Origin of the sequence: Pseudomonas sp. JAI120 (genome assembly GCF_014207255.1) — a bacterium.
Lineage (GTDB): Bacteria > Pseudomonadota > Gammaproteobacteria > Pseudomonadales > Pseudomonadaceae > Aquipseudomonas.
Window position 1 is genome coordinate 1,815,043 of the sequence record NZ_JACHCZ010000001.1, and the last position, 26,233, is coordinate 1,841,275.

General features: G+C 61.6%; 28 protein-coding genes. All 28 read right to left on the reverse strand.

What is annotated here, in order from left to right; genetic code table 11:
• Window positions 1-84 precede the first annotated feature (84 nt).
• Window positions 85-825, reverse strand: coding sequence for an RNA polymerase sigma factor FliA (gene fliA / locus HDC32_RS08550; RefSeq protein WP_065924972.1), 741 nt, complete (start codon window positions 823-825; stop codon window positions 85-87).
• A complete protein-coding gene (gene fleN, locus HDC32_RS08555; RefSeq protein ID WP_003192912.1) occupies window positions 822-1,655 on the reverse strand; it encodes a flagellar synthesis regulator FleN in 834 nt (277 codons plus the stop codon). Before fleN ends, fliA begins: the two co-directional genes overlap by 4 nt.
• A 105-nt stretch (window positions 1,656-1,760) precedes the next feature.
• The gene (gene flhF / locus HDC32_RS08560) at window positions 1,761-3,077 is read right to left on the reverse strand and encodes a flagellar biosynthesis protein FlhF (protein WP_184743542.1); all 1,317 of its coding nucleotides are present in this window, start codon (window positions 3,075-3,077) and stop codon (window positions 1,761-1,763) included.
• A 12-nt stretch (window positions 3,078-3,089) separates the two neighbouring features.
• Entirely contained in the window at window positions 3,090-5,204 is a 2,115-nt protein-coding gene (gene flhA / locus HDC32_RS08565; RefSeq protein WP_221461931.1) for a flagellar biosynthesis protein FlhA, read from the reverse strand.
• A gap of 236 nt (window positions 5,205-5,440) precedes the next feature.
• A complete protein-coding gene (locus HDC32_RS08570; RefSeq protein ID WP_131698563.1) occupies window positions 5,441-5,647 on the reverse strand; it encodes a cold-shock protein in 207 nt (68 codons plus the stop codon).
• A 117-nt stretch (window positions 5,648-5,764) separates the two neighbouring features.
• Window positions 5,765-6,901 (reverse strand): flagellar biosynthesis protein FlhB, encoded by a 1,137-nt coding sequence (gene flhB / locus HDC32_RS08575; protein WP_131698564.1) that lies wholly within the window; start codon window positions 6,899-6,901, stop codon window positions 5,765-5,767.
• A 3-nt stretch (window positions 6,902-6,904) separates the two neighbouring features.
• Window positions 6,905-7,690 carry a flagellar biosynthetic protein FliR gene (gene fliR, locus HDC32_RS08580; protein WP_027603864.1) on the reverse strand — a complete coding sequence of 262 codons (786 nt, stop codon included), beginning with the start codon at window positions 7,688-7,690 and terminating at the stop codon, window positions 6,905-6,907.
• Window positions 7,691-7,694: 4 nt separating this feature from the next.
• Window positions 7,695-7,964: a flagellar biosynthesis protein FliQ gene (fliQ, locus tag HDC32_RS08585; protein WP_027603863.1), complete on the reverse strand. Its 270-nt coding sequence runs from the start codon at window positions 7,962-7,964 to the stop codon at window positions 7,695-7,697.
• 18 nt (window positions 7,965-7,982) lie between these two features.
• On the reverse strand, window positions 7,983-8,726 hold the full coding sequence (gene fliP / locus HDC32_RS08590) for a flagellar type III secretion system pore protein FliP (RefSeq protein WP_053133261.1): 744 nt from the start codon (window positions 8,724-8,726) through the stop codon (window positions 7,983-7,985).
• A complete protein-coding gene (fliO, locus tag HDC32_RS08595) occupies window positions 8,726-9,160 on the reverse strand; it encodes a flagellar biosynthetic protein FliO (protein ID WP_131698565.1) in 435 nt (144 codons plus the stop codon). The genes fliP and fliO overlap by 1 nt, the downstream gene beginning before the upstream one ends.
• A gap of 1 nt (window position 9,161) precedes the next feature.
• Entirely contained in the window at window positions 9,162-9,629 is a 468-nt protein-coding gene (fliN, locus tag HDC32_RS08600; RefSeq protein WP_027603860.1) for a flagellar motor switch protein FliN, read from the reverse strand.
• 56 nt (window positions 9,630-9,685) lie between these two features.
• Window positions 9,686-10,654, reverse strand: a complete 969-nt coding sequence (gene fliM, locus HDC32_RS08605) for a flagellar motor switch protein FliM (RefSeq protein WP_131698566.1) — start codon at window positions 10,652-10,654, stop codon at window positions 9,686-9,688.
• Window positions 10,655-10,663: 9 nt separating this feature from the next.
• Window positions 10,664-11,170 (reverse strand): flagellar basal body-associated protein FliL, encoded by a 507-nt coding sequence (fliL, locus tag HDC32_RS08610; protein WP_184743548.1) that lies wholly within the window; start codon window positions 11,168-11,170, stop codon window positions 10,664-10,666.
• A gap of 160 nt (window positions 11,171-11,330) precedes the next feature.
• The gene (locus HDC32_RS08615; RefSeq protein ID WP_131698568.1) at window positions 11,331-12,668 is read right to left on the reverse strand and encodes a flagellar hook-length control protein FliK; all 1,338 of its coding nucleotides are present in this window, start codon (window positions 12,666-12,668) and stop codon (window positions 11,331-11,333) included.
• An 86-nt stretch (window positions 12,669-12,754) separates the two neighbouring features.
• Window positions 12,755-13,099 (reverse strand): Hpt domain-containing protein, encoded by a 345-nt coding sequence (locus HDC32_RS08620; protein ID WP_131698569.1) that lies wholly within the window; start codon window positions 13,097-13,099, stop codon window positions 12,755-12,757.
• Window positions 13,100-13,129: 30 nt separating this feature from the next.
• Window positions 13,130-14,848, reverse strand: coding sequence for a fused response regulator/phosphatase (locus HDC32_RS08625; protein WP_184743551.1), 1,719 nt, complete (start codon window positions 14,846-14,848; stop codon window positions 13,130-13,132).
• On the reverse strand, window positions 14,845-15,150 hold the full coding sequence (locus HDC32_RS08630) for an STAS domain-containing protein (RefSeq protein WP_131698571.1): 306 nt from the start codon (window positions 15,148-15,150) through the stop codon (window positions 14,845-14,847). Before HDC32_RS08630 ends, HDC32_RS08625 begins: the two co-directional genes overlap by 4 nt.
• 94 nt (window positions 15,151-15,244) lie before the next feature.
• Window positions 15,245-15,694: a flagellar export protein FliJ gene (gene fliJ, locus HDC32_RS08635; protein ID WP_027603853.1), complete on the reverse strand. Its 450-nt coding sequence runs from the start codon at window positions 15,692-15,694 to the stop codon at window positions 15,245-15,247.
• Between the two features lie 3 nt (window positions 15,695-15,697).
• Window positions 15,698-17,056, reverse strand: a complete 1,359-nt coding sequence (fliI, locus tag HDC32_RS08640; protein ID WP_131698572.1) for a flagellar protein export ATPase FliI — start codon at window positions 17,054-17,056, stop codon at window positions 15,698-15,700.
• A complete protein-coding gene (gene fliH / locus HDC32_RS08645) occupies window positions 17,046-17,810 on the reverse strand; it encodes a flagellar assembly protein FliH (protein ID WP_184743554.1) in 765 nt (254 codons plus the stop codon). Before fliH ends, fliI begins: the two co-directional genes overlap by 11 nt.
• A 10-nt stretch (window positions 17,811-17,820) precedes the next feature.
• Entirely contained in the window at window positions 17,821-18,840 is a 1,020-nt protein-coding gene (gene fliG / locus HDC32_RS08650; protein ID WP_048720872.1) for a flagellar motor switch protein FliG, read from the reverse strand.
• On the reverse strand, window positions 18,833-20,611 hold the full coding sequence (gene fliF / locus HDC32_RS08655) for a flagellar basal-body MS-ring/collar protein FliF (protein WP_053133228.1): 1,779 nt from the start codon (window positions 20,609-20,611) through the stop codon (window positions 18,833-18,835). The genes fliG and fliF overlap by 8 nt, the downstream gene beginning before the upstream one ends.
• 16 nt (window positions 20,612-20,627) lie before the next feature.
• Window positions 20,628-20,957: a flagellar hook-basal body complex protein FliE gene (gene fliE, locus HDC32_RS08660; protein ID WP_010208741.1), complete on the reverse strand. Its 330-nt coding sequence runs from the start codon at window positions 20,955-20,957 to the stop codon at window positions 20,628-20,630.
• Window positions 20,958-21,085: 128 nt separating this feature from the next.
• The gene (locus tag HDC32_RS08665) at window positions 21,086-22,462 is read right to left on the reverse strand and encodes a sigma-54 dependent transcriptional regulator (protein WP_131698575.1); all 1,377 of its coding nucleotides are present in this window, start codon (window positions 22,460-22,462) and stop codon (window positions 21,086-21,088) included.
• Window positions 22,463-22,466: 4 nt separating this feature from the next.
• Window positions 22,467-23,678: a PAS domain-containing sensor histidine kinase gene (locus HDC32_RS08670; protein ID WP_221461932.1), complete on the reverse strand. Its 1,212-nt coding sequence runs from the start codon at window positions 23,676-23,678 to the stop codon at window positions 22,467-22,469.
• A gap of 110 nt (window positions 23,679-23,788) precedes the next feature.
• Window positions 23,789-25,264 (reverse strand): sigma-54 dependent transcriptional regulator, encoded by a 1,476-nt coding sequence (locus HDC32_RS08675; RefSeq protein WP_131698576.1) that lies wholly within the window; start codon window positions 25,262-25,264, stop codon window positions 23,789-23,791.
• A gap of 171 nt (window positions 25,265-25,435) precedes the next feature.
• Window positions 25,436-25,732, reverse strand: coding sequence for a flagellar protein FliT (gene fliT / locus HDC32_RS08680; RefSeq protein ID WP_027603846.1), 297 nt, complete (start codon window positions 25,730-25,732; stop codon window positions 25,436-25,438).
• Between the two features lie 25 nt (window positions 25,733-25,757).
• Window positions 25,758-26,162 (reverse strand): flagellar export chaperone FliS, encoded by a 405-nt coding sequence (gene fliS / locus HDC32_RS08685; RefSeq protein ID WP_131698577.1) that lies wholly within the window; start codon window positions 26,160-26,162, stop codon window positions 25,758-25,760.
• Window positions 26,163-26,233 lie beyond the last annotated feature (71 nt).

Sequence of the window (26,233 nt, forward strand, 5' to 3'; positions counted from 1 at the left end):
GGACTGCCAGGGGCACCACGGGTCGAACCCGCGAAGGCCAATCACCTTCGCGGTATCGCTTTGCAGTGCTCCCCACACTGCCTGTCAGCGCGCTCGCCACTCTCCCAAACGCCCCCGCAAGCGGGCCGCGCACTGGCTGTGCAACTGGCTGACACGCGATTCGCTGACCCCCAGGACCTCACCGATTTCCTTGAGGTTCAGCTCTTCGTCGTAGTACAGCGCCAACACCAACCGCTCACGCTCCGGCAAGTTGGCAATGGCGTCCGCCAACGCCCCCTGGAAACGCTCATCTTCCAGGTCACGCGACGGCTCCATATGCGTGCTCGCGCCGTCCTCATGCAGCCCTTCGTGTTCGCCGTCCTGCAACAGGTCGTCGAAACTGAACAGGCGGCTGCCCAAGGTATCGTTCAAAATCCCGTAATAATCGTCGAGACTCAATTGGAGTTCGGCCGCAACTTCGTGATCTTTAGCGTCGCGACCGGTTTTTGCTTCAATTGCACGAATTGCGTCACTGACCATGCGTGTATTGCGGTGCACCGAACGCGGTGCCCAGTCACCTTTGCGCACTTCGTCGAGCATCGCGCCACGGATGCGGATCCCCGCATACGTCTCGAAACTCGCGCCCTTGCTCGCGTCGTACTTGGTCGACACTTCGAGCAGGCCGATCATGCCCGCCTGGATCAGGTCTTCGACCTGGACGCTGGCGGGCAGGCGTGCCAGCAGGTGATAGGCAATCCGCTTGACCAGTGGCGCATAGCGCTCGATCAACTCGCCCTGGCTGTCACGGGCAGACTTCTTGTATGCGTTATAGCCGTTCGCTGTCATAGCACCGGTCCTGCGCTCGTCTGATGCACCAATCGCTCGACGAAAAACTCCAGATGCCCCCGAGGGTTGGCAGGCAACGGCCAGGTATCGACCTTCTGGGCAATAGCCTTGAACGCCAATGCGCATTTGGAACGAGGGAACGCTTCGTAGACTGCACGCTGCTTTTGCACAGCCTTGCGCACACACTCGTCGTAGGGAACTGCACCGACGTATTGTAAGGCGACATCGAGAAAGCGATCCGTGACCTTGGTCAACTTGGCGAACAGGTTGCGACCTTCCTGCGGGCTCTGGGCCATGTTAGCCAGGACGCGGAAGCGGTTCATGCCGTAGTCACGGTTAAGCAGTTTGATCAGGGCGTAGGCGTCGGTGATCGAGGTGGGTTCATCGCAGACCACCAGCAAGACTTCCTGCGCCGCGCGCACGAAGCTGACCACGGACTCGCCGATCCCGGCGGCGGTGTCGATCACCAGCACGTCGAGGTTGTCGCCGATGTCACTGAAGGCCTGGATCAGGCCGGCATGCTGCGCCGGGCTCAGGTGCACCATGCTCTGGGTGCCGGAGGCAGCCGGCACGATGCGGATCCCGCCAGGGCCCTGGAGCAGCACATCGCGCAGCTCACAACGCCCCTCGATCACATCGGCAAGGGTGTGTTTGGGGGTCAGCCCCAGCAGAACGTCGACGTTCGCCAGTCCCAGGTCAGCATCCAGCAGCATGACGCGACGGCCAAGCTCTGCCAGGGCCAGGGACAAATTCACTGACACGTTAGTTTTTCCGACGCCACCTTTGCCGCCGGTCACCGCGATCACCTGTACGGGATGCATGCTGCCCATTTTATTTCTTTACCTTGTCTTGCTTAGACGCAGGCTACATGGCTTGGCCGCGTGAATCGCTTGCAGACCATCGATGTAGGTACATTTCACGGTATTCATCGCGCCTCAACCCACCCGTTTTGCCGGGTTGTGGTAAAGGTCGGCGAACATATCGGCCATCGCTTCCTCGCTAGGCTCTTCTTGCATTTGCACGCTGACGGCGCGGCTGACCAACTGATGACGGCGCGGCAGATGCAAGTCATCCGGGATCCGCGGCCCGTCGGTCAGATAGGCAACCGGTAGTTCATGGCTGATAGCCAGGCTCAACACTTCGCCCAGGCTCGCGGTTTCATCCAGTTTAGTCAGGATGCAACCGGCCAGACCGCAACGCTTGTAGCTATGGTAAGCAGCGGTAAGAACCTGTTTCTGGCTGGTGGTTGCAAGCACCAGGTAATTTTTCGATTTGATGCCACGCCCGGCCAGGCTTTCCAGTTGCATGCGCAACGCCGGATCACTGGCTTGCAGGCCGGCGGTGTCGATCAGCACCACACGCTTGCGCAGCAGCGGATCGAGCGCGTTGGCCAGGGACTGGCCCGGGTCGACGTGGGTGACCGGCACATTGAGGATGCGGCCCAGGGTCTTGAGCTGTTCCTGGGCGCCGATGCGGTAGCTGTCCATGCTCACCAGCGCGATGTTATTCGCGCCGTACTTGAGCACATAACGCGCCGCCAGCTTGGCCAGGGTGGTGGTCTTGCCCATGCCGGCAGGGCCGACCATGGCAATCACGCCGCCCTCTTCCAGGGGTTCGATTTCCGGGGTGCTGATCATCCGCGCCAGGTGGGCCAGCAACATGCGCCAGGCCTGGCGAGGCTCTTCGATTTCGGTGGTCAGGGCCAGCAGGTCGCGGGACAACGGGCCGGACAGGCCGATGCGTTGCAGGCGGCGCCACAGGTTGGCCTGTTGCGGTTTGCTGCCTTGCAGTTGGGTCCAGGCCAGCGAGCCCAGTTGCACTTCCAGCAGTTCGCGCAGGCCGTTGAGTTCAAAACGCATCGAGTCGAAGACACGCTGGTCGACTGCGGAGGCCGGGGCTGGCGCAGCAGGACGCGGCGGTTCGATGAACGTTGGCTCAACCAGCGGCTCGGCGGCGGTCAGCGGCAGGCCGGCAAACAACTGGCGATTGGTGGTGGCATCGCTGTCGCCACGCATGCTCAGTTCAGCCTGGGCCGAGACGATGCGCGAAGCGGTCTTGCGCAGCTCGTCTTCAAGTTCCATGTTCGGCACACGCGGCGCCAATGCCGAGGGGGTGTAGTCCAGGGCAGCCGTCAGCTCGACACCGCCGGCAATACGACGGTTACCGATAATCGCGGCATCGGCGCCCAGCTCATCGCGGACCAGTTTCATGGCCTGACGCATATCGGCGGCGAAAAAACGCTTAACTTGCATAACCCACTACCCTCAGCCGTTGGGCCCTACTGTCGCGACGATAGTCACTTGCTTGTTGTCAGGAATTTCCTGATAAGCCAAGACGTGCAAATTCGGTACTGCCAGACGTCCAAACCGCGACAACATCGCCCGGACCGGACCCGCCACCAGCAGAATCACCGGTTGGCCCTGCATTTCCTGGCGCTGTGCGGCGTCGATCAACGAACGCTGCAGTTTCTCAGCCATGCTTGGTTCCAGCAGAACGCCCTCTTCCTGGCCTTGTCCTGCCTTCTGAATACTATTGAGCAATATCTGTTCCAACCTTGGTTCCAAGGTGATCACAGGCAGCTCGGAGTCAAGCCCTACAATGCTTTGCACGATTGCGCGGGACAATCCGACACGCACCGCCGCCACCAACGCGGCAGTATCTTGACTCTTGGCGGCATTGTTGGCGATAGCCTCGGCAATGCTGCGGATGTCGCGTACCGGCACCTGTTCGGCCAGCAGCGCCTGCAGCACCTTGAGCAGTTGCGACAACGACAGCACGCCCGGCACCAGTTCTTCCGCCAGTTTTGGCGAGGCCTTGCCGAGCAAGCCCATCAATTGCTGGACTTCTTCGTGGCCGATCAGCTCGTGGGAGTGCTTGTAGAGGATCTGGTTGAGGTGAGTGGCGACCACGGTACTGGCGTCCACCACGGTGTAGCCCAGGGACTGCGCCTGGCTGCGCTGGCTGATTTCGATCCACACCGCCTCCAGGCCAAAAGCCGGATCTTTGGCGGTAATGCCGTTGAGGCTGCCGAACACCTGGCCGGGGTTGATCGCCAGCTCGCGGTCCGGGTAGATCTCGGCTTCGGCCAGGATCACGCCCATCAGGGTCAGGCGGTAGGCACTCGGGGCCAGGTCGAGGTTGTCGCGGATATGCACGGTAGGCATCAGGAAACCCAGGTCCTGGGACAGCTTCTTGCGCACGCCCTTGATCCGCGCGAGCAATTGGCCGCCCTGATTGCGGTCTACCAGCGGAATCAGGCGGTAGCCGACTTCCAGGCCGATCATGTCGATCGGGGTCACGTCGTCCCAGCCCAACTCCTTGGTTTCCTGGGCGCGGGCTGGCGATGGCAGCAGTTCCTGCTGGCGCGCAACTTCTTGCAGGGCCTGGACCTTGACCGCATTCTGCTTTTTCCAGAACAGGTAGGCAGCGCCGCCGGCCAGGGCCGCCATGCTCAGGAATGAGAAGTGGGGCATGCCCGGCACGATGCCCATGATCGCCATGATGCCCGCCGCTACGGCCAGGGCCTTGGGCGAGGCAAACATCTGCCGGCTGATCTGCTTGCCCATGTCTTCGGAGCCCGAAGCACGGGTCACCATGATGGCGGCAGCTGTAGATAACAACAGTGATGGCAATTGCGCCACTAAACCGTCACCGATGGTCAGCAAGGCGTATACCTTGCCCGCATCGCCGAAAGTCATGCCGTGCTGGAAGATCCCGACCGCAATACCACCGATCAGGTTGATGAACAGGATCAGCAGCCCGGCAATGGCGTCACCGCGCACAAATTTGCTGGCACCGTCCATGGAGCCGTAGAACTCGGCTTCCTGGGCCACTTCCAGGCGTCGGGTCTTGGCCTGGTTCTGGTCGATCAAGCCGGCGTTGAGGTCGGCATCGATGGCCATCTGCTTGCCGGGCATGGCGTCGAGGGTAAAGCGCGCGCTCACCTCGGAAATACGGCCGGCACCCTTGGTCACCACCACGAAGTTGATGATCATGAGGATCGCGAACACCACGACACCGACCACATAGTTACCGCCGATCACCACCTCACCGAAGGCCTGGATCACCTTACCGGCGGCGGCGTGGCCATCCTGGCCGTGCAACATCACCACGCGGGTGGACGCCACGTTCAGCGCCAGGCGCAACAGGGTTGCCACCAGCAGGATCGTGGGGAATACCGCGAAATCCAGCGGCCGCAGGGCGTAGACGCACACCAGCAACACGACGACGGACAGGGCGATGTTGAAGGTGAAGAACACGTCCAGCAGGAACGGCGGCATCGGCAACATCATCATTGCCAGCATGACCAGCAACAACAACGGCACACCCAGATTGCCTCGGGAGAGGTCAGTCAGGGTGCCACGGGCCGTGCTGAACATTTGAGAGCGATCCACCACCGGTATTCCTCGTTTCTTTGAAGCAAACTTTTGACGCCGGGAGGCGTCCTGGAGGCGGTATTGCAAGAAGCCTTCCAACTTTGCTTTTGAGGAGGTGGATCGCTACAGGCGCCCGAGTTCTATCGGATGTAAACAATCCAACTGTGGGAGGAGGCTTGCCCCCTCCCACAGTTGGATCGGTGTACATTCATTGCCGACAGCGAAACTAACGCCCACGGCTAGTTCACAGCCTTAACTTCAGTTGCCTGCAGTCCCTTGGGACCATTGGCAAGCACGTATTCGACCTTTTGGTTTTCATCCAGGCTTTTGAAACCGCTGGAAACGATCCCCGAGTAATGCACAAATACATCTTCAGAGCCGTCGTCCGGCTTGATGAAACCAAACCCCTTATCTACGTTGAACCACTTTACGATGCCGGTTGCCATTAACCTTCTCCACCCTGCTTGTTTTTAAGACCTGAGCCTTATCAAACGCGCTGGAAATAAGATTGACTACTGTCAAAGTTGACAGGTAGACGGCCGTTAGTGACGAGTGGTAAGAGATCAGGAATCGCGACGTAATTCCGGCGGAATCGGCAGGTCCTTGAGCGGATCCGGGCGCTTGCCTTTGCCCGCGCGGTATTGGCGGATCTGATAGACATACGCCAACACCTGGGCCACGGCCAGGTACAACCCTGCGGGGATTTCCTGGTCGAGGTCGGTGGAGTAGAAGATTGATCGCGCCAGTTCCGGTGATTCCAACAGCAGGATGTCGTGGGCCACGGCAATTTCGCGGATTTTCAACGCGGTAAAGTCGCTGCCCTTGGCCAGCAGCATCGGTGCGCCGCCCTTCTCCGGGTCGTACTTGAGAGCCACGGCGTAGTGGGTCGGGTTGGTGATGACCACATCGGCGTCGGGCACCGAAGCCATCATCTTGCGCTGGGACATTTCCCGCTGCAGTTGGCGGATGCGTTGCTTGACCTCGGGGCGACCTTCCTGGTCCTTGTGCTCGTCGCGCACTTCCTGTTTGGTCATCAGCAGTTTCTTGTGGCTTTCCCACAACTGGATCGGTGCGTCCACCGCCGCGATGATGATCAGCCCGGCGGCCATCCACAGCGCACTCCAGCCCACCACCTGCACGCTGTGGATAATCGCCGACTCCAGGGGTTCATGGGCGATGCGCTGCAGGTCGTCGATGTCGGCTGACAACACCATCAGTGCCACGAACAGAATCAGGATGAACTTGGCCAGGGCCTTGAGCAGTTCCACCAGTGCCTTGGCGGAAAACATGCGCTTGAGACCGGCCGCAGGGTTCATGCGGCTGAACTTGGGCGCCATGCTGCCGGCGGCGAACAACCAGCCACCGAGGGCGACCGGGCCGATCAGCGCAGCCAGCAGCAAGGTGATCAAGATGGGCTGCACCGCCAATATCGCGATCTTGCCCGAGTGCAGCAGGTATTGGCCCATGGAGCCGGGGTTAAGCAGCACATCGCGCGGCAAGGTGAAGTTGTGCTTCATCAGCTCCATCAGGTCCAGCGCCAGGCCGCCGCCGTAGATCAGCAAGGCACCGGCCCCGGCCATCATGGTCGCAACGGTGTTGAGCTCCTTGGAACGGGCAATCTCGCCCTTTTCCCTGGAGTCCTTTTTACGTTTCTCCGTGGGGTCTTCTGTTTTGTCCTGACCACTCTCGCTTTCGGCCATGGCTCAGCGCGCCCGTGCCAGATCACGTAAGAACTGCAAGGCGTCGGTCGCCAGCGGTTGATACTGATTGAGAATGTCGGCCAGGCCGACCCAGAAAATTCCCATGCCCAATACCAGGGTCAGCGGGAAACCAATCGAAAAAATGTTCAACTGCGGCGCTGCACGCGTCATGACGCCAAACGCGATGTTGACCACCAGCAAGGCCGTGATCGCCGGCAGCACCAGCAACAGCGAGGCACCAAGCACCCAACTGAGGCGCCCCACCAACTCCCAGAAGTGATTGACCACCAGTCCCGACCCCACCGGCAAGGTGGTGAAGCTTTCGGTCAGCACCTCGAACACCACCAAGTGGCCGTTCATGGCCAGGAACAACAAGGTCACCAGCATGGTCAGGAATTGCCCGATCACTGCCGCCGACACGCCATTGGTGGGGTCGACCATGGACGCGAAGCCCATGCCCATCTGGATCGAGATGATTTGCCCGGCGATCACGAACGCCTGGAAAAACAGTTGCAGCGAAAAGCCCAGCAGCGAGCCGATCAGGATCTGCTCGGCAATCAGCATCAGGGCACTGAGGTCGAGCGCGTTGACCGGGGGCATCGGCGGCAGGCCGGGCACGAGCACCACGGTAATCGCCACCGCGAAATACAGGCGGATGCGGCGCGGCACCAGGGTGGTACCGAACACCGGCATGCTCATCAGTACCGCCGTCACTCGGAACAACGGCAGGATGAACGAGGCCACCCAAGTGCTGATCTGGGTGTCGGTCAATGCCAGCAGCGATTGCATGCGGTCAGCCGATCAACTGCGGAATACTGCCGTACAGCTGCAGGATGTATTCCATGAAGGTTTGCACCAGCCACGGGCCAGCGACAATTAGCGTGATCAGCATCACCAGCAGGCGCGGCAGGAAGCTCAAGGTCTGTTCGTTGATCTGGGTCGCGGCCTGGAACATCGCCACCAGCAAGCCCACCAACAGGCTCGGCACCACCAGCACGGCAACCATCACGGTGGTCAGCCATAGCGCTTCACGGAACAGGTCAACGGCGACTTCTGGGGTCATGCTGCTTCACCTAACAAATCACACCCCTCCGAAACTGCCGGCCAAAGTGCCGATAATCAACGCCCAACCGTCCACCAGCACAAACAGCATGATCTTGAACGGCAACGAAATAATCAGCGGCGACAGCATCATCATACCCATGGCCATCAGCACGCTCGCCACCACCAGGTCGATGATCAGGAACGGGATAAAGATCATGAAGCCGATCTGGAACGCCGTCTTCAGTTCAGAGGTGACGAACGCCGGCACCAGGATAGTCAGCGGCGCCTGGTCCGGGGTCGCGATGTCGGTGCGCTTGGACAGGCGCATGAACAGCTCAAGGTCGCTGGAGCGAGTCTGCGAGAGCATGAAGTCCTTGATCGGGCCTTGCGCCCTGTCGATCGCGACCTGGGCCGTGATGGTCTCGGCCAGGTACGGTTGCAGGGCTTGCTGGTTCACCTTGTCGAACACCGGCGCCATGATGAACATCGTCAAGAACAACGCCATGCCGGTGAGGATCTGGTTCGACGGCGTCTGCTGCAGGCCCAGGGCCTGACGCAGGATCGAGAACACGATGATGATCCGCGTGAAGCTGGTCATCAGCATGACAAACGCCGGGATAAAGCTCAGCGCTGTCATGATCAGCAGGATCTGCAGGCTGACCGAATACTCCTGGGCCCCCGCCGCGTTGGTACCCAGCGTAATCGCCGGGATCGACAACGGGTCGGCGGCAAACGCCAACGGCGCAGCCAGCAACAGCATGAGCGTCAATAAAACGCGCATTACTTCTTATCCTTCTGATCCTTGCCCAGCAACTCCATCAGGCGCTGGGCGAATTCTGGCGTGGCGGGCTGGGATTGGGTGGTTTGCACCGGAGTCTTGAGCACGTGCAGCGGCGTGATTCGGCCGGGGGTAATGCCCAGCAGGATCTGCTCCTCGCCCACTTGCACCAGCACCAACCGGTCACGCGGGCCAAGGGCGCGCGAGCCGATCATTTCGATGACCTGGGCATTGCCCGGACCGATGCTCTGCACGCGACGCATCAACCAGGCCAACACGAAGATCAAGCCGACCACCAGCAACAGGCCCAGCACCAGCTGCGTCAGTTGCCCGCCGACACTGCCGCCGACGGGCGCAGCGGCAGCTTGGGCCACCGGCTCCGCCGCCCACGCCGCCAATGGCAGCGCGGCTAACAGTCCCACCATCAGCCGTTTCATATCAGCGCAACTTCTTGATGCGTTCGCTTGGGCTGATCACGTCGGTCAAGCGGATGCCGAACTTTTCGTTGACCACCACCACTTCACCATGGGCGATCAGGGTGCCGTTGACCAGCACGTCCAGCGGCTCACCGGCCAGGCGATCCAGCTCGATCACCGAGCCCTGGTTGAGTTGCAGCAGGTTGCGGATGTTGATGTCGGTGCTGCCCACTTCCATGGAGATCGACACCGGGATGTCGAGGATCACGTCCAGGTTCGGCCCATCGAGGGTCACCGGGTCGTTGTTCTTCGGCACGCTGCCGAATTCTTCCATGGGCAGGCGATTACCCGCTGGTGCTGTGGCGGCATCCGCGGCCAGCAGTGCGTCGATATCGTCCTGGCCAACATCGCCGGTTTCTTCCAGGGCCGCAGCCCATTCGTCAGCCAGGGCCTGGTCTTCGGCGGAAGTGTTTTCGTGTTCGGTAGCCATTACATGTCCTCGGCGGAGCAAACATTCATAAATAGGGATACATCAACAGCGGTGGCTCAGCGACGGGTGATCGACTCCACCACCTGCAGCGCAAGGTTGCCCTTATGGGAACCGAGCTTGACCTTGAACGACGGCACGCCGTTGGCGCGCATGATCATTTCGTCCGGCAATTCGACGGGGATGATGTCCCCCGGCTGCATATGCAAAATATCCCGCAGACGCAATTGGCGACGGGCGACGGTGGCGCTCAGGGGCACGTCGACGTCCAGCAGGTCTTCGCGCAGGGCCTTGACCCAGCGTTCGTCCTGGTCGTCCAGGTCGGACTGGAAGCCGGCGTCGAGCATTTCGCGCACCGGCTCGATCATCGAGTACGGCATGGTCACGTGCAGGTCGCCGCCACCGCCATCGAGTTCGATGTGGAAGGTGGACACCACAATGGCTTCGCTGGGGCCGACGATGTTGGCCATGGCCGGGTTCACTTCCGAGTTGATGTACTCGAAACTGACTTCCATGATCGCCTGCCAGGCTTCCTTCAAGTCAATGAATGCCTGTTCCAGCACCATGCGCACCACGCGCAACTCGGTGGGGGTGAATTCACGGCCTTCGATCTTGGCGTGGCGGCCGTCACCGCCGAAGAAGTTGTCCACCAGCTTGAACACCAGCTTGGCGTCGAGGATGAACAGCGCGGTACCGCGCAGCGGCTTGATCTTGACCAGGTTGAGGCTGGTGGGCACGTACAGCGAATGCACGTACTCGCCGAACTTCATCACCTGCACGCCGCCCACCGCCACGTCCGCCGAGCGGCGCAGCATGTTGAACATGCTGATCCGGGTGTAACGGGCGAAGCGCTCATTGATCATCTCCAGGGTCGGCATGCGTCCACGGACGATGCGATCCTGGCTGGTCAGGTCATAACTTTTGACGCTGCCGGGCTCGGCAGCTATTTCAGTCTGTACCAGACCGTCGTCGACGCCATGCAACAGCGCGTCGATTTCATCCTGGGACAGCAGGTCCTGCACGGCCATGTGGTGATCCTACTGCAATACGAAATTAGTGAAGAGCGCCTGCTCGATCACGACTTTGCCGAGCTCCTTCTGGGCCACTTCCTGCACGCTGGCAGTGACCTTCTGGCGCAGCATTTCCTGGCCCACCGGGGTGGCCAGGGCGTCGAAACTCTGCCCGGAGAACAGCATCACCAGGTTGTTGCGGATCACTGGCATGTGCTCCTTGAGCGCCTCCAGGTCCGCCGCATTCCGCGCCAGCAAGGTGATGCTCACTTGCAGGTAGCGTTGGCGACCGTTCTGGTTGAAGTTGGCGACAAAGGCCGGAAGCATCGGCTCGAAGATTGCCGGTTGCTTGACGTTACTGGCAGTTTCGGCGGCAGGTGCCGGTTTGCTTGCACTGCTGTGCATGATGTACCAGGTGCCGCCCACCGAGGCGCCGATGGCCAGGAGCAGGCCCACGACAATCATCAGGATAAGCTTGAGTTTGCCTTTGCCTGCGGGTGCGGGTGATTTTGCTGCGTCGTCGCTCTTCGCCATGCCAATAATCCGTCACTATTCGGGGATTCATAGATCTACGGGAAGGCAAGAGCAAGTGTTATGCCAGAGTTGTCTGGTAAGCGGAGACGAAGGAACACCACAAAACAATGTGGGAGGCGGCAAGCCCCCTCCCACATTTTGGATCTGTACTCGGCTCAAGTCAGGCGTAGTAATCGACGGCGCTGGAGCCGATCACCGTCGAAGTCACGGGCGCCACTGCTTCGGCCACATCAATGTGGTTGCCGCTGTCGCCGCTGTCGCCACCCCGCCCGCCACGACTAACGCCAGCAGTCTGGGCCTGCTGTTGCTGCTGCTCCTGGCCACGGGACTGGTCGGAGACATTCACGTCCACCTGCCCCATGCCCTGCTGGGCGAACATCTCCCGCAAGCGGCCGGACTGGCTTTCCAGCGCCTCGCGCACCACCGGGTGGGCGCTCATGAAGTTGACCTGGGCCTGCTGGTCGGCGGTCATGTTGACCTTGATATCCAGGCGCCCGAGTTCGGCCGGTTGCAACTGAATCTCCGCCGACTTGAGGTTGGCGCTGGAGAGGTACATCACGCGGTTGACGATCTCGTCGGTCCAGCCGCTCTGGTGCATGGCCAGCGGTGCATTCGTCACCGGCGGCAAGGCATTCGCGGTTTTCGGCGTGGCCGCCTGGGTCAACGCGGCCAGGCGGTTGGCGAAGTCATCGACGCGGGTGTCGCTGCTGGCCTCCTTCAAGTCCTTGAGGCCACCTTCGATCAAGCCGCTGAAGGCCTTGTCGCCGCCCTGGTCCGTACTGTCCTTGGTGGCTTGCTGGTCGACCATGGTGGCCAGGCCGGCAGCAAAGTTCTGGGCGGCGGTTGGCTGGTCCTGGGTGGTCGGCGGGACGGTTTTGGCCGGTGCCTGGCTGCTGGCCGACACATGCCCGCCCTGCTCCATTGCCAGGCGTACGACCGGCATGGCGTCCAGGGGATCGGCCTCAGGATCGAAGGCCGACGCGGCTTCCTCGGTCGCTGCGATTGGCGCTGCAACCACGGGTGCGGCCTTATCATCCTTGGCAGCGGCAACGGGTGCCGGGGTTTCCACCGGCACTGGCACCACCACCGGGGTGACCGTGGCAATCAGTGCCGGGTCGACCTCCGGGTCCACCGGAGGCTGCTGCGCCAGGGCCGGATCCACAGGTGCATCGTCATCCTGGCTGGCAGTGTCGTCGGACGATGCCGCAGGCTTGGCAGGCAAGGTATTGCCGCTATCGGCAACCACTGGCGTGCTGGCGGCAGGTTTGTCGTTGCCCGCCGCAGGCTTGGCGCTGGCATCGGCAGGCTTGTCCCGCGTGGGCTTGGCCGAGTTGTCATCAGCCTTGACCGTGGGTTTGGAACCTTGGCTGGCGAACACTTGAGCGAAGCCAGGGCCCTTGTCCCGTGGGTCCGCAGCCACTGCCGGTGGATTGACGGCAGGCGCTTGAGGCTTGGCCGCAGGGGCAGCCTGAAGAAGCGAATTCGGGGCGACTGGCATAGGTAAAGGTCTCCACTGCATGGGGATCGGGGATGCAGTATCAGGAGATACAGCAAGAGTCGGGCCAGGTTTTAAAACTGATGGAATCAAATCTGGAACCGCTGCCGCTCCGACTCATACATCGGCTTCACCAATGCAAACTCATGATCAATCTGGTCCACCAGCGCCCCCAGGTCCGCCGCAGCCTCAACGGACTCCGCCTCCAACCGCTGGCACAAATGCGCCAACCGCACTGCGCCGAGGTTGCCACTGCTGCCTTTGAAGCTATGGGCAATACGCCCCAGTGCCTTGGCGTCGTCCCGCGCCTTGCGCAACGCTTCGACGCGTTTTTGGGAGTCATCGAGGAAGGTATCGAGTAACTTGGGGTACTCGCCTTCCATGACCTCCTGCAAACCCGACAACACGTTCGGGTCCATATGAATCTCAGCCACTTGCTCGCTCCCTGATCAAGAATCGGCGGATTATGCCAGAGCCCCCCAGCAAAACTCTACGCAGACACTGCGCCCGCCGTCGGACCAGCGCACCTCGCTGCTCAGTTGGCGCACCAGGCTCAAGCCTCGGCCAGACAGACAGTCGATGTCCAGCGGCCGGGCCAGCACCTGCTCCACGTCGAACCCTTGCCCACTGTCTTCAAGGCACAGGGTCATCTTGCCGCCCGCCTCGGTGGGTACCACCTGCACATGCACCCGCACATAACCACTGTTCAACTGCGCCAGGCGGTCATTGCGCTGGCGATAATACTCGGTAAAGCCCTGGGCATCGCGCTTGAGCCGCGAGTCCAGGCCCAGCACACCATGCTCCAGCGCATTGGAATACAACTCGGCCATTACGCTGTAGAGCGCCCCGCTCTGCTCGCGCAGCCCCTGGATCTCCAGCAGCAGTTGCAGCAGGTAGGGCAAGGGGTTGTAACGCTTGAGGGTTTCGGCACGAAATTCGAAACTCACCGACCAATCCAGCGGGCACGACTGGCCGCTGTCGGCATACAACGGCCCGGTGGCCCGCAGCGGCTGCCCGGGACTCAGTGTGATCTCCACCATGCTCACGTCATCCCGCGTCACACCGCGAAAGGCCACCAGGGCCTGCTCGATGTCGTCGAACAGCCGGTCGGGCTCACGGTTGGCGGCAAAGACCTGCTGCAAGCGCTCAACGCCAAACAGCTGGTCATTGGCGTCGGCGGTATCCAACACACCATCGGACAACAGGAACACCCGGTCACCCAGGGCCATCGGCCAGACTTCGGTGCGATCATCAAAGGCTTGCACCGACAGCACCCCCAACGGCAAATGCCGCGACTGCAGCGGCGTGCGCTTGCCGCTGGCGACTTCATGCACATAGCCTTCGGGCATGCCGCCGTTCCACACCTCCACCACCCGCCGCTGCGTGCTCAGGCACAACAAGGTGGCGCAGCAGAACATGTCCACCGGCAGGATGCGCTTGAGCTTGGCATTCATCTCCTGCAGGACCTGCGCCAGGCCGTAGCCCTTGGCGGTCATGCCGTAGAACACTTCCGCCAGGGGCATGGCGCCCACCGCCGCCGGCAGGCCATGGCCGGTGAAATCGCCGAGCAACACGTGCATGTCACCCGACGGCGTGTACGCCGCCAGCAGCAGGTCACCGTTGAACAGCGCATAGGGCGATTGCAGGTAGCGGATATTCGGCGCCGCGTTGATGCAGCCCGAGTGGGCGACTTTATCGAACACCGCCTTGGCCGCCCGCTGCTCACGCAGCAGGTAGTCATGGTGCCTGGCGATCTGGTCGCGCTGCTGCAGCATGGTGGCTTGCAGCCGACGCAGGCGGTCCATGGCGTTGATCTTGGCCGCCAGGATCAGTTGGTTGTAGGGTTTGGGCAGGAAATCATCGCCGCCGGCATCCAGGCACTCGGCCAGGGCGGCACTTTCGCGCAGGGACGTGAGGAAGATGATCGGCACCAGCTCTTCCCCCGCCAACTGCTTGATCCACCGCGCGGCGGCCAAGCCATCCATCACGGGCATGATCGCGTCCATCAACACCAGTTGCGGACGCTCGCGCGCGAACAGTTCAACGGCCTCCTCGCCATTGGTCGCCGTGAGCACCTGATGCCCCTGGCGCCGCACAATGGTCGACAGCAACAGCAGGTCGGCGGCGCTGTCTTCGGCGATCAGGATCGTCAGCGGCTCAACAGCGGGGTGCTGGGCGCTCAATTGATGTCGAACAATTTGTCGAAGTTGGAGATGGCGAGGATTTTGCGCACATCGGAGTTGGTGTTGATCACCTGGACCTCCGCCTCATCGCCGCCGGCATGGTCCCTCAACAGCAGGAGCATGCCCAGGGCCGAACTGTCCATATAAGTGGTTTCTTTCAGGTCGACCACATACAACTCAGGCACCTTGTAGAAACGCTCGTAAGCGTCACGAAATGTCTGGTGGCTGCTGAAATCGAACCGCCCCTTGATTACGATCGTCAACTTCTTCCCGTCCAGGGATACTTCTGACTCGATTGACATGCGACTGCTTCCTTGTCATAGACATAGACACAAGGTGTAGCAGGCGAATGGGATACCAGCAACACAGCAGATCAAATGGGGGGGCGGGCAACCGTCAGTATTGTGATTGGCGCGGGAGGCGCTGGGACAGTTCGTCGAGCAATTTCTGCTCGCGCTTGTCTTCCAGCGCTCGCGCTTCGTCGATGTAGCGCTGCACCAATTTACGCAGCCCTTCGACGCGAGCGAAGGCTTGCTGCCAGCTCTCGCGGGCCTTGTCGAGGTTGTTCTGGTGCCAAGCAAGGCTTTGGCGCTGCTGGCCGACGGCAGTTTCCAGCTGATTGAGAAAGCCCTGGTAACCCATCAACCATTGGCCCGACACCCCCTGGGTGCCGCGCTCGATCCATTGCTGCTGGTACTCGCCGCGAAAGCGCTCCAGGTCGCCCAGCTTGCTTTCCGCCAAGCGCACTTGGCCCTGGAAGTAACCCAGGCGCTGGACGGCGGTTTTTTCGGCCTTTTCGGCCATGTCCACCACCGGGGCCAGGCGCGCTGCGCGGCTGTTGGCCATGGCTTAACCGCCTGGCGCAGGGGCAAAGATGGACTGCAAATGCGCTTCGCTTTCACCCATGCTGATCTTGTCGTTGAGGCCCTGGCGCAAATAGGTCACCAACTTCGGTTGCAGCGCGATCGCCAGGTCCGTGTCGCGGTCACCACCGGCCACGTAGGCGCCAACGCTGATCAAATCGCGGCTCTGTTGATAACGCGACCACAGCTGCTTGAACTGCTGCGCGCGGGCCATATGCTCCGGCGTGACCACCGCCGGCATGACCCGGCTGATGGACGCTTCAATGTCGATGGCCGGGTAGTGCCCCTCCTCCGCCAGACGCCGTGACAGCACGATGTGGCCGTCGAGCACACCCCGCGCCGAGTCGGCGATGGGATCCTGCTGGTCATCGCCTTCGGACAATACGGTGTAGAAGGCGGTGATCGAGCCACCGCCAGCCTCGGCATTCCCGGCGCGCTCCACCAGCTTGGGCAGCTTGGCGAACACTGACGGCGGGTAGCCCTTGGTGGCTGGCGGCTCGCCGATGGCCAGGGCGATTTCCCGCTGGGCCTGGGCGAACCGGGTGAGCGAGTCCATCAGCAACAGGACGTTCTTGCCCTTGTCGCGAAAATATTCGGCGATGCGCGTGCAGTACATGGCCGCGCGCAAACGCATCAGCGGTGCATCATCCGCTGGCGACGCAACGACGACCGAACGCTTGAGGCCTTCTTCGCCGAGGCTGTGTTCGATGAACTCCTTCACCTCGCGGCCCCGCTCGCCGATCAGGCCCACCACGATAATGTCGGCCTCGGTAAAGCGCGTCATCATGCCCAGCAGCACCGACTTACCCACCCCCGTACCCGCGAACAGGCCCAGACGCTGGCCACGGCCGACCGTCAATAAACCGTTAATGCTGCGAATGCCCACGTCCAGCGGAACGCTGATGGGGTTGCGGTTGAGCGGGTTGATCGTGGGGCCGTCCATCGGCACCCAGTCTTCGGCTTTCATGCCGCCCTTGCCGTCCAGCGCGCGACCGGCGCCGTCCAGCACCCGGCCGAGCATGCTCATGCCCATGGGCAGGCGACCGGTGTCGGCCAACGGGACCACGCGGGCGCCGGGGGCAATACCGGCCAGGCTGCCGACGGGCATGAGGAAAATCTTGTTGCCGGAAAAGCCCATCACTTCGGCTTCGACCTGCACCGGGTGGTAGCTGTCGTCGTTGATCACCATGCAGCGGCTGCCCATGGCGGCGCGCAGACCTTCGGCTTCGAGGGTCAGGCCGACCATGCGCAACAGGCGCCCTTCGAGGATCGGCTGGCCAGGCAATTCGGTGGCCTCGGCATAGCCGCCCAGGCGCTTGGCGAAGCTGGTGCGATCAAGGCGCATCGGGGGCGTCCAGGTCTACGCTCAGGTCCGGCTCGGCGGGGTTCAGCGCCTGCTCGTGTTGTTGATCAAGCAGCTTGGCCATGATCTGGCTGATGCGGGTTTCCACCGTGGCATCGATGCGGCTGTGCTCGGTCTCGACCCGGCAACCGCCGGGCTGCAGCGCCGCATCTTCGACGATGCGCCAGGTTTCTTCGTGGCGCTCGCGCATCGCTTTGACCTGCTCGAAGTCCTGCGGGTTGATGTACAGCCGCACATTGCCGACGCCCAGGGGCAGCAGCTTGAGGGCTTCGCGCATCACGCTTTCGATCTGGCTGGAATCCAGCACCAGTTCGCGCTGGATCACCTGGCGGGCGATGTGCTGCACCAGACCGACCATGGATTTTTCGATCTGCGAATCCTGCTCGGCGATAGGGGCGAACAGGCTGCCCATCAGGCGCTCCAGGCTGGCCAGCTTGACGCTCAGCGCCGCCTCGGCCTCCTGGCGAACCTTGAGGGTGGTGCTGCGAAAACCGTCTTTCTCGCCCGCGGCGAAACCTTCGTTGTAGGCCTCCTGACGAATGCTTTCCAACTCTTCCAGGGTCAGTGGCTGGACTTCCTCCAGCGGCACTTCTTCCATTTCCACTGGAGGTTCTTCCACCGGTTCCGGCTCAGGCTCGGGCACATGCGGATCGAAGCTGGGCAACGACCAGATGTCGAACCCACCGACGTCCCGTGCGCGAATCAGATCGCTGGGCGCCTCATCTTTGTTCGACATGGGTAGCGCCTTAGATCATTTCTTCGCCGCCCTTCCCGCCGAGAACGATTTCTCCGGCTTCGGCCATACGGCGGGCAATGGTGAGGATTTCTTTCTGCGCGGTTTCCACGTCGCTGACGCGTACCGGGCCTTTGGCTTCCAGGTCGTCGCGCAACAGCTCGGAGGCACGTTTGGACATGTTCTTGAAGATCTTCTCCTTGACGCCTTCGTCCGAGCCCTTGAGGGCCAGCACCAGCACGTCGGAGGACACCTCGCGCAGCAGCGCCTGGATGCCACGGTCGTCGACATCGGAGAGGTTGTTGAACACGAACATGAGGTCTTCGATCTGGCCGGACAGGGTGTCGTCGATCTCGCGGATCGAGTCCATCAACTGGCCTTCGACCGAGCTGTCGAGGAAGTTCATGATGTCGGCCGCACGCTTGATGCCACCCAGGGTGGTCCGCGAGGCGTTCGAGTTACCCGAGAACTGTTTCTCGAGAATCGTGTTGAGTTCTTTCAGGGCCGCGGGCTGCACGGTGTTCAGCGACGACACGCGCAGGATGATGTCCAGGCGCACTTTATGGTCGAAGTGGCCGAGTACTTCACCGGCCTGGTCCGGGTCGAGGTAGGCCACCACGATCGCCTGGATCTGCGGGTGCTCGTAGCGGATCACATCGGCGACCGCGCGCGGCTCCATCCACTTGAGGCTGTCCAGGCCGCTGGTGTTGCCGCCCAGCAGGATGCGGTCGATCAGGCCGTTGGCTTTGTCTTCGCCCAGGGCCGAGGTGAGCATCTTGCGGATGTAGCTGTCGGAGCCGACGCCCAGGCTGGTCTGGTCGCCGACGATCTCGACGAACTCGCTCATCACCTGCTCGACCTGCTCACGGTGCACATTACGCATCTGCGCCATGGCCACGCCCACACGCTGGACCTCTTTGGGTCCCATGTGACGCAACACTTGGGCAGCGTCGGTTTCACCGAGGGACAGCAGCAGGACTGCGGCTTTATCGACCTTGGTGAGTTTGGCAACAGCGGCTCGACTATCACTCATCTGCGTTAATCCACTCTTTCACGACCTGGGCCACACGGCCCGGGTCTTCTGCTACCAGACTTTTGATTGCGTTCAACTGAGCGTCGTAACCTTCGCTCGGGCTTGGCAACAGGATGCTTTGCGGGCCACCAAGGCTGACGCGGTCGTTGGCCAGTTCGCCATCCAGGCCGCCCATGCCACCCAACTCGACATCGCTGCCGCCGAAGGCCGCCAGTTGTTTCTTGCCGTTGCCGGTGATGTTGTTGAGCACCGGGCGCAGCACACCGAACACCAGCACCAGGATGAACAACACACCCAGCACTTGCTTGACGATGTCCCAGAACCACGGCTGGGTGTAGAACGCCGCTTCGGCGATCACTTCACCACGCTCGGCGGAGAACGGCATGTTTATCACGCTGACGCTGTCACCACGACTGGCGTCAAAACCAACGGCGTCCTGCACCAGGCGCGTGAAACGCGCCAATTCGTCGGCGCTCCACGGCGCGCGTGTTACGGCACCGTCAGCGGCGTTGACCTTGACCTGGTCATCGACCACCACCGACACCGACAGGCGATTGACGCGACCCTGCTGCTGCTTGGTGTGGCTGATGGAACGGTCGAGCTCGAAGTTCTTGGTGGACTGGTTACGCTTGTCCGCCGGATAAGGCGCGAGCATCGGCTGGCCGGTGGCCGGGTCCATGATCTGCTGGCCGTTGGCGTCCAGCAACGGTTGGCCAGGCTGGATCGCGCCAGCAGTAGCAGCGGCACCACCGGTGGTTTGCGGCGCCGAGGCCGGGGCTGGCGGCTGGTTGCTCAGGGCACCCGGCACACCTTGCGGGCCATTGCTGGCGGTGCGTTGTTCGCTGGTCGATTGCTCACTGCGCAGGGCCGGCTGGTCCGGGTTGAACTGCTCGGAGGTCGACTCGACGGCGCTGAAGTCAACGTCGGCAGACACTTCAGCCTTGTAGCGGTCATTGCCCAGCACCGGTTGCAGGATGTTGTGCACACGCTGGGTGAGCATGCTTTCCATGCGGCGGCTGTAGTCGAACTGCTTGCCGGCCTGGGTCAGCGCGGAGTTTTCGGCCATGTCGGACAGCAGGTTGCCCTTCTGATCGACGACGGTGATTTGCGACTTGCTCAGTTCCGGAACGCTGGTGGCCACCAGGTTGATGATCGCCAGCACCTGGCCAGGCTCCAGGGAGCGGCCGGAAAACAGTTCGACCAGTACCGAAGCACTTGGCTTGCGCTCGTCGCGCACAAACACCGAGCTTTTCGGGATCGCCAAGTGCACGCGGGCACCCTTGACGTTGTTGAGGCTGGAAATGGTGCGCGCCAGCTCGCCTTCGAGGCCACGGCGGTAGCGGGTGGCTTCCATGAACTGGCTGGTCCCCAGGCCCTGGTCCTTGTCGAGGATCTCGAAACCGATATTGCTGTCGGACGGGGTCACGCCAGCGGCGGCCAGCTTCATGCGGGCACGGGCCACATCGTCGGCCTTGACCAGCAAGGCGCCGGAGTTGGGCTCCACGGTGTAGGCGATGTCGGCGGCGGCGAGGGTTTCCATGATCTGCTTGGAATCCATGCCCGCCAGGCTGCCGTACAGCGGCCGGTAATCGGGTTGCTGCGACCACAACACCACGGCAAAACCAATCGCCACGCTGGCAGCCAGGCCGACCATCAGGCCCACCTGACGCAGCATGGTCATTTCCGAGAGGTTTTCCAGGAACGACAGGCCAAACAGCGGCGGCTTGCCGTCTGCCTTGGCGGGTACGTTGTCGGAGACTGCTTCTGCCATGACTTAGATCTCGCCCTTAAACCGGCATCTGCATGATGTCTTGATAGGCCTGGACCAGCTTGTTACGCACTTGGGTCAGGGCCTGGAAGGAGACGCTGGCCTTTTGCGAGGCGACCATCACATCGGTGAGGTCTACGCCGCTTTTGCCGATCTCGAACGCATTGGCCAACTGACTGGAGGCTTGCTGGGTGTCACTGACTTTGTTGATGGCCTGGCCGAGCATGTCGGCGAAGCTGCTTTGGCCCAGTTCCGGCGCTGGCGCGACGGATTTCGGTTGAGCCATGGCATCCATTTGCATGGCGCGCATATCCAACATCAACCGATTGAACTCAATACCCTGGCTCATGACCTTCTCTCTCCAACCCGCAAATTTTTGACACTACGCAGCGATTACTAGGGGAAGTAGCAACAAGGGTGCCAGCTCTGTATCAACTCGTAAGAAAAGGCGACAAACCTTGTCAACCTTGTTACCGGTTATGTGGCGAACAAATACGCTTCCACGTCCATCCCGGCGTCGCGCATCTGCGCCAGCTTGTAGCGCAGGGTGCGCGGGCTGATACCCAGGCGCTCGGCGGCCTCTTTGCGGCGACCGCGCTCGGCGCGCAGGGTGTCGATGATCATCTGGAATTCGCGGCGACGCAGGTCGTCACCCAGCCCTCCGGCAGGCTCAGCCTCTGCAACCACCGGCGCGGGCGCCAACGTGGGCAATGGCGCCGCGCCACTGCCCATGGCCAGGCAGAAATCCTGGGGCTGGATCAGGCCGCCCTGCTGCAGAATCAGCGCGCGCTGGATGGCGTTGTCCAACTCCCGCACGTTGCCGGGCCATGGATAGCTGATCAGGCAGGCCTGGGCTTCGGCGGACAGCCGCGCCTGGGCGTGCTTCATTTTTTTGACGTGGTTGTTCAGCAGGCGCTCGGCCAGCGGAATGATGTCTGCCGGGCGCTCACGCAGCGGCCGCCAGGCCAGGGGGAACACCGAGAGGCGGTAGAACAGGTCCTCCCGGAAGCGTCCCGCCGCCACTTCGCCGGCAAGGTCACGGTTGGTGGTGGCGACCACGCGGATATCCAGCTGGATCGGCTTGCGCGCGCCGACTCGCTCCACTTCGCGCTCCTGCAGCACCCGCAACAGCTTGGCTTGCAGGCCCAGGGGCATTTCCGAAATTTCATCCAGCAGGATCGTGCCGCCATCGGCCTGTTCGAACTTGCCCGCCTGGGCCGCGATGGCGCCGGTGAACGAGCCCTTTTCGTGGCCGAACAGCGTGGCTTCGAGCATGTTGTCGGGGATCGCCGCGCAATTGATGGCGATAAACGGTTGCTTGGCACGGGTCGACTGCTGGTGGATATAACGCGCCAGCACCTCTTTACCAGTGCCGGACTCACCGGAGATCAGCACGGTGGAATCACTACGCGCCACGCGGGCGGCCAATTCGAGCAATTGGGCACTGGCGGGTTCGAAGGCAATCGGGCCTTCGCCTTCGCTGGAGGCAATCACGCCCAGGGCATGGCGCGCGACCAGCTCGATCAGCGCTTTAGGCTCAAAGGGTTTGACCAGGTAATCTGCCGCGCCCTGACGCATCGCGTCCACGGCACGCTCAACGGCACCGTGGGCGGTCATCAGCAGCACCGGCAGTTGCGGCTGACGCGCACGCAGCAGGCCGAGCAACTGGTGGCCGTCCATGCCGGGCATGTTCACGTCGCTGACCACCAGGCTGAAGGTTTCCTGCTCCACCGCCTCCAAGGCGTCCTCGGCAGACCCGACCGCCCGGTAGTCATGGCCCGCCAACAACAGCGTGTCAGCCAATGCTTCACGCAGGGCGCGATCGTCTTCCACCAACAGAACCTTGATAGCCATATCCTTACTCCGCGCTTGCCGCGCAAGAAAACAGCGGCAAGGTCATCAATGCACAGGTGCCACGCCCAACGCGGGAATGCAGCTGCAATTCTCCCTGATGGGCACGCGCCACGGCCTTGACCACGGTCAGGCCCAGGCCGGTGCCGTTGGTCTTGGTGGTAAAAAACGGTTCACCCAGGCGCTTGAGCACCACCGGATCGATACCGCTGCCGCTGTCGCTGATGCACAGGCGCAGGGTTTGTTCGCGGTTGTACAGGTGCACCTTGAGCCGCGCGCCGGGGCCGCTGGCCTGGGTGGCGTTTTCGATCAGGTTGAGCAGCGAGCCCACCAGGGTGTCGCGGTTGCACAGCAGCTCGCCGAGGTGGCTGTCGCACTGCCAGCGCACTTGCACGTCTTGGATATGGGCAGCAGCCGCAGCTTGCAGGGCCTGCATCAGCTGGGCCGGCGTCACGCGGTCGGTCAGCGGCAATTCGCCGCGGGCAAACACCAGCATGTCGCGTACCTGGTGCTCCAATTCATGCAGGCGCTCCTTCAGGCGTCCGGCGAAGCGCTGGTGGGTGGCGGCGGGCAATTGTTCATCAGTCAAATGACTGGCGTAGATCAACGCGGCCGACAACGGCGTGCGGATCTGATGCGCCAACGAAGCGACCATCCTGCCCAGGGACGATAAACGCTCATGGCGCGCCAGCTGGTCCTGCAGGTGACGGGTTTCAGTCAGGTCGTTAAGCAGCACCAACTGGCCCGGCTCGGCATCCAGGGACCGGGTGGCGATGGACAGGCGGCGCCCGTCCTTCAGGGAGATTTCGTGACCATCGTCCTCACGCGGCGCAAAGCAGCGGGTGATGACATGGCGCCACAGCTCGCCTTCCAGCGGCAGCCCAAGCATGTCGCAGGCCGCCGGATTGGCTTCACGCACGCGGCCGTCTTCATCGATGACGATCACGCCACCGGGTAACAGCGACAGCAGGTTTTGCAGGCGGTTGGCCAGGCGCTCTTTCTCAGCCAGCTCTTCCATGCGCTGGGCGCTGACCACCGCCAGTTCGCCTTTCAGCTCGGAGACCCGGGCTTCCAGCAGGCTGTAGGAGTCGGTCAGCTGGCTCGACATCTGGCTGAACTGCGAGAACGCCTGCTCAAGACCCTGGCGGGTCGGCGGTTCGACAGGCGGAACCGGCCCCTGTATGGCAGGGGCCGAAGATAGTTGGGCGGCGTGGGGCATCATGCTCTCTCGCTTGGCTGACCGTCAGTTAAACGGAACGTTGCGAGAGCTGTAGCAATAGTTGTGCCGAAAAAAAACCGCTGAAATATCAGCGGCTTGGAAAACAGGCGTCAATCATCTGCCTGTTCATCACCGTCTTTGCGGCTCATTCCGTACTTGCGCATCTTCTCCACCAGGGTGGTTCGACGGATGCGCAGACGCTCGGCGGCACGGGCGACGATGCCGTTGGCGTCGTCCAGGGCCTGCTGGATCAGCCCCTGCTCGAGGTTGCCGAGGTAGTCCTTCAAGTCCAGGCCTTCAGGCGGCAACATGGCGGTGGAGCCGAAGTCCGGGGTGTGGCCGTTGATGGCGACCCGTTCTTCCATGTCGCTGCGCAGGCTGTCGACCAGTTGCTCGTCTTCGTCGTCGACGTAGCGGAATTTCTTCGGCAGCTCGACCACGCCGATCACACCGTAGGGATGCATGATCGCCATGCGTTCCACCAGGTTGGCCAGCTCACGGACGTTGCCCGGCCAGCCGTGGCGGCACAGGGACATGATTGCGGCCGAGTTGAAGCGTATCGAACCGCGCTTTTCGTGTTCCATGCGCGAGATCAGTTCGTTCATCAGCAGCGGGATGTCCTCCACGCGCTCACGCAACGGGGCCATCTCGATAGGGAATACATTGAGGCGGTAGTACAGGTCTTCGCGGAAGCTGCCGACCTCGATCATGCTTTCGAGGTTCTTGTGGGTTGCGGCGATGATGCGCACGTCGACGCTCTGGGTCTTGTTGCTGCCCACGCGCTCGAAGGTGCGCTCCTGCAATACGCGCAGCAGCTTGACCTGCATCGGCAGCGGCATGTCGCCGATTTCGTCGAGGAACAGGGTGCCGCCGTTGGCCAGCTCGAAACGCCCGGCACGGCTGGTGATCGCCCCAGTAAAGGCGCCCTTCTCGTGGCCGAACAGTTCGCTTTCGAGCAGCTCTGCCGGGATCGCCCCGCAGTTGACCGGCACAAAAGGCCCGTCGCGGCGCTTGGAGTGGTAGTGCAGGTTGCGCGCGACCACTTCCTTGCCGGTGCCCGACTCGCCGAGGATCAGCACGCTGGCGTCGGTATCGGCCACCTGCTGCATCATCTGGCGCACGTGCTGGATGGCACGGCTGGTGCCAACCAGGCTGCGGAACAGGTTGGGTTCGCGGTGGCGACCGCGCTCGCGGGCCTGGTCGTACATCTCGCGATAGACCTGGGCACGGTGCAGGGAATCAAGCAATTTGCTGTAGCTGGGGGGCATTTCCAGACTGGAAAGCACGCGGCGGCGCTGGTCTTCCGGCAGCTCGACAGAAGAAATATCACCGATTAGCAACACCGGAAGGAACTCATCCCAGGTAGACAGTGTCTTTAACAAGCCCAAAACACCACCTGGAGCGTTTACCGTCCCGATCAGCACACAAATGACTTCACGGCTCGACGACAACGAGCTGGACACCTGCTGCCAATCATGGCTGCCGCAGGGCAGATTTTCTTCGCCAAGAAAATTCAAAATCACCGCCAAGTCGCGGCGGCGGACGCTATCGTCATCGATCAGCAGAATTTTGGTTTCACGCCACATGCAATAGCAACTTCCCTAGTAAAACTTCCTGCCCCGAGATTGTGGGCAATCGAGGCGCCTGTAAGACTTCTTACCTTACTAGACGTCTGAAATCTGAAAACAGCACTAGTTAAGTCAAAAAAGCTGGTACGGTCAAATTTATGACGCACCGGTAGGATTAACTGCGACTGTTCAACCGAACAGATGGTAAACCTTTGACGCATTTTTCGCTTGGTTGATCTGCGACATCTCTTCAAAAATCGCCTGGCGCTCGCCTGTCGTCACCTCAAGCAACTGCTGGTAAACCGCCAGCAGGCTCTCAAGCTTTTCACGCAACGCATCCTCATCCACCGGTGCTTCGCTGAGCACCTCGTCGATCACGTTGCGACAGCCCATGTCCAGCTCGCCAATGGCGTCCCAGTTACGGTCTGCCAGCGCGCCGATCAGCGCTTCACGGGTTTCATCAATGCGTTGCAGTGCTTGGCTCATGACGTGTTCCTCAAGGCCGATGGCCTTATTCTGCTGCTGCCTGTGGCGCCGCGATAGCGTCCCAGCCTTCTTTTACGGTGATCAGCAAACGCGCCACTTCGTCGATCATGTCGGCGTCGTTATGCAGGTTCGCTTCCATCAGTCGGTTGGTCATATATGCATACAAACTTTCCAACTGCTGGACGTAAGCCGGGTTATCACTCTTTGCTGCATCCAGGCCGTCACGCAGGCCGATCACGATATCGATGGCCTTGCCCAGCATCAGGCCCTTCTGCGCGATGTCACCACGAGCCAGTGCACCTTTGGCCTGGGCCATGCGGTCCAGCCCGCCTTCCATCAGCATCTGCACCAGACGATGCGGGCTGGCTTCGGAGATCTGGGCATGGGAATTGACCTTCTGGTATTGGCGAAGGGCTCTCATGGGATTCATGTTTCTACCTCGTGACAGGCGACAGCGAAAAGGATTCTAGTAACCAATATGTCGACTGACCCGCAAAAAGC

Bases quoted from the DNA above. Each gene is read 5' to 3' on its own strand.
- fliA (WP_065924972.1), bottom strand. From the start codon at position 825: ATGACAGCGAACGGCTATAACGCATACAAGAAGTCTGCCCGTGACAGC.
- fleN (WP_003192912.1), bottom strand. From the start codon at position 1,655: ATGGGCAGCATGCATCCCGTACAGGTGATCGCGGTGACCGGCGGCAAA.
- flhF (WP_184743542.1), bottom strand. From the start codon at position 3,077: ATGCAAGTTAAGCGTTTTTTCGCCGCCGATATGCGTCAGGCCATGAAA.
- flhA (WP_221461931.1), bottom strand. From the start codon at position 5,204: ATGTTCAGCACGGCCCGTGGCACCCTGACTGACCTCTCCCGAGGCAAT.
- HDC32_RS08570 (WP_131698563.1), bottom strand. From the start codon at position 5,647: ATGGCAACCGGCATCGTAAAGTGGTTCAACGTAGATAAGGGGTTTGGT.
- flhB (WP_131698564.1), bottom strand. From the start codon at position 6,901: ATGGCCGAAAGCGAGAGTGGTCAGGACAAAACAGAAGACCCCACGGAG.
- fliR (WP_027603864.1), bottom strand. From the start codon at position 7,690: ATGCAATCGCTGCTGGCATTGACCGACACCCAGATCAGCACTTGGGTG.
- fliQ (WP_027603863.1), bottom strand. From the start codon at position 7,964: ATGACCCCAGAAGTCGCCGTTGACCTGTTCCGTGAAGCGCTATGGCTG.
- fliP (WP_053133261.1), bottom strand. From the start codon at position 8,726: ATGCGCGTTTTATTGACGCTCATGCTGTTGCTGGCTGCGCCGTTGGCG.
- fliO (WP_131698565.1), bottom strand. From the start codon at position 9,160: ATGAAACGGCTGATGGTGGGACTGTTAGCCGCGCTGCCATTGGCGGCG.
- fliN (WP_027603860.1), bottom strand. From the start codon at position 9,629: ATGGCTACCGAACACGAAAACACTTCCGCCGAAGACCAGGCCCTGGCT.
- fliM (WP_131698566.1), bottom strand. From the start codon at position 10,654: ATGGCCGTGCAGGACCTGCTGTCCCAGGATGAAATCGACGCGCTGTTG.
- fliL (WP_184743548.1), bottom strand. From the start codon at position 11,170: ATGGCGAAGAGCGACGACGCAGCAAAATCACCCGCACCCGCAGGCAAA.
- HDC32_RS08615 (WP_131698568.1), bottom strand. From the start codon at position 12,668: ATGCCAGTCGCCCCGAATTCGCTTCTTCAGGCTGCCCCTGCGGCCAAG.
- HDC32_RS08630 (WP_131698571.1), bottom strand. From the start codon at position 15,150: ATGTCAATCGAGTCAGAAGTATCCCTGGACGGGAAGAAGTTGACGATC.
- fliJ (WP_027603853.1), bottom strand. From the start codon at position 15,694: ATGGCCAACAGCCGCGCAGCGCGCCTGGCCCCGGTGGTGGACATGGCC.
- fliI (WP_131698572.1), bottom strand. From the start codon at position 17,056: ATGCGCCTTGATCGCACCAGCTTCGCCAAGCGCCTGGGCGGCTATGCC.
- fliH (WP_184743554.1), bottom strand. From the start codon at position 17,810: ATGTCGAACAAAGATGAGGCGCCCAGCGATCTGATTCGCGCACGGGAC.
- fliG (WP_048720872.1), bottom strand. From the start codon at position 18,840: ATGAGTGATAGTCGAGCCGCTGTTGCCAAACTCACCAAGGTCGATAAA.
- fliF (WP_053133228.1), bottom strand. From the start codon at position 20,611: ATGGCAGAAGCAGTCTCCGACAACGTACCCGCCAAGGCAGACGGCAAG.
- fliE (WP_010208741.1), bottom strand. From the start codon at position 20,957: ATGAGCCAGGGTATTGAGTTCAATCGGTTGATGTTGGATATGCGCGCC.
- HDC32_RS08665 (WP_131698575.1), bottom strand. From the start codon at position 22,462: ATGGCTATCAAGGTTCTGTTGGTGGAAGACGATCGCGCCCTGCGTGAA.
- HDC32_RS08670 (WP_221461932.1), bottom strand. From the start codon at position 23,678: ATGCCCCACGCCGCCCAACTATCTTCGGCCCCTGCCATACAGGGGCCG.
- HDC32_RS08675 (WP_131698576.1), bottom strand. From the start codon at position 25,264: ATGTGGCGTGAAACCAAAATTCTGCTGATCGATGACGATAGCGTCCGC.
- fliT (WP_027603846.1), bottom strand. From the start codon at position 25,732: ATGAGCCAAGCACTGCAACGCATTGATGAAACCCGTGAAGCGCTGATC.
- fliS (WP_131698577.1), bottom strand. From the start codon at position 26,162: ATGAATCCCATGAGAGCCCTTCGCCAATACCAGAAGGTCAATTCCCAT.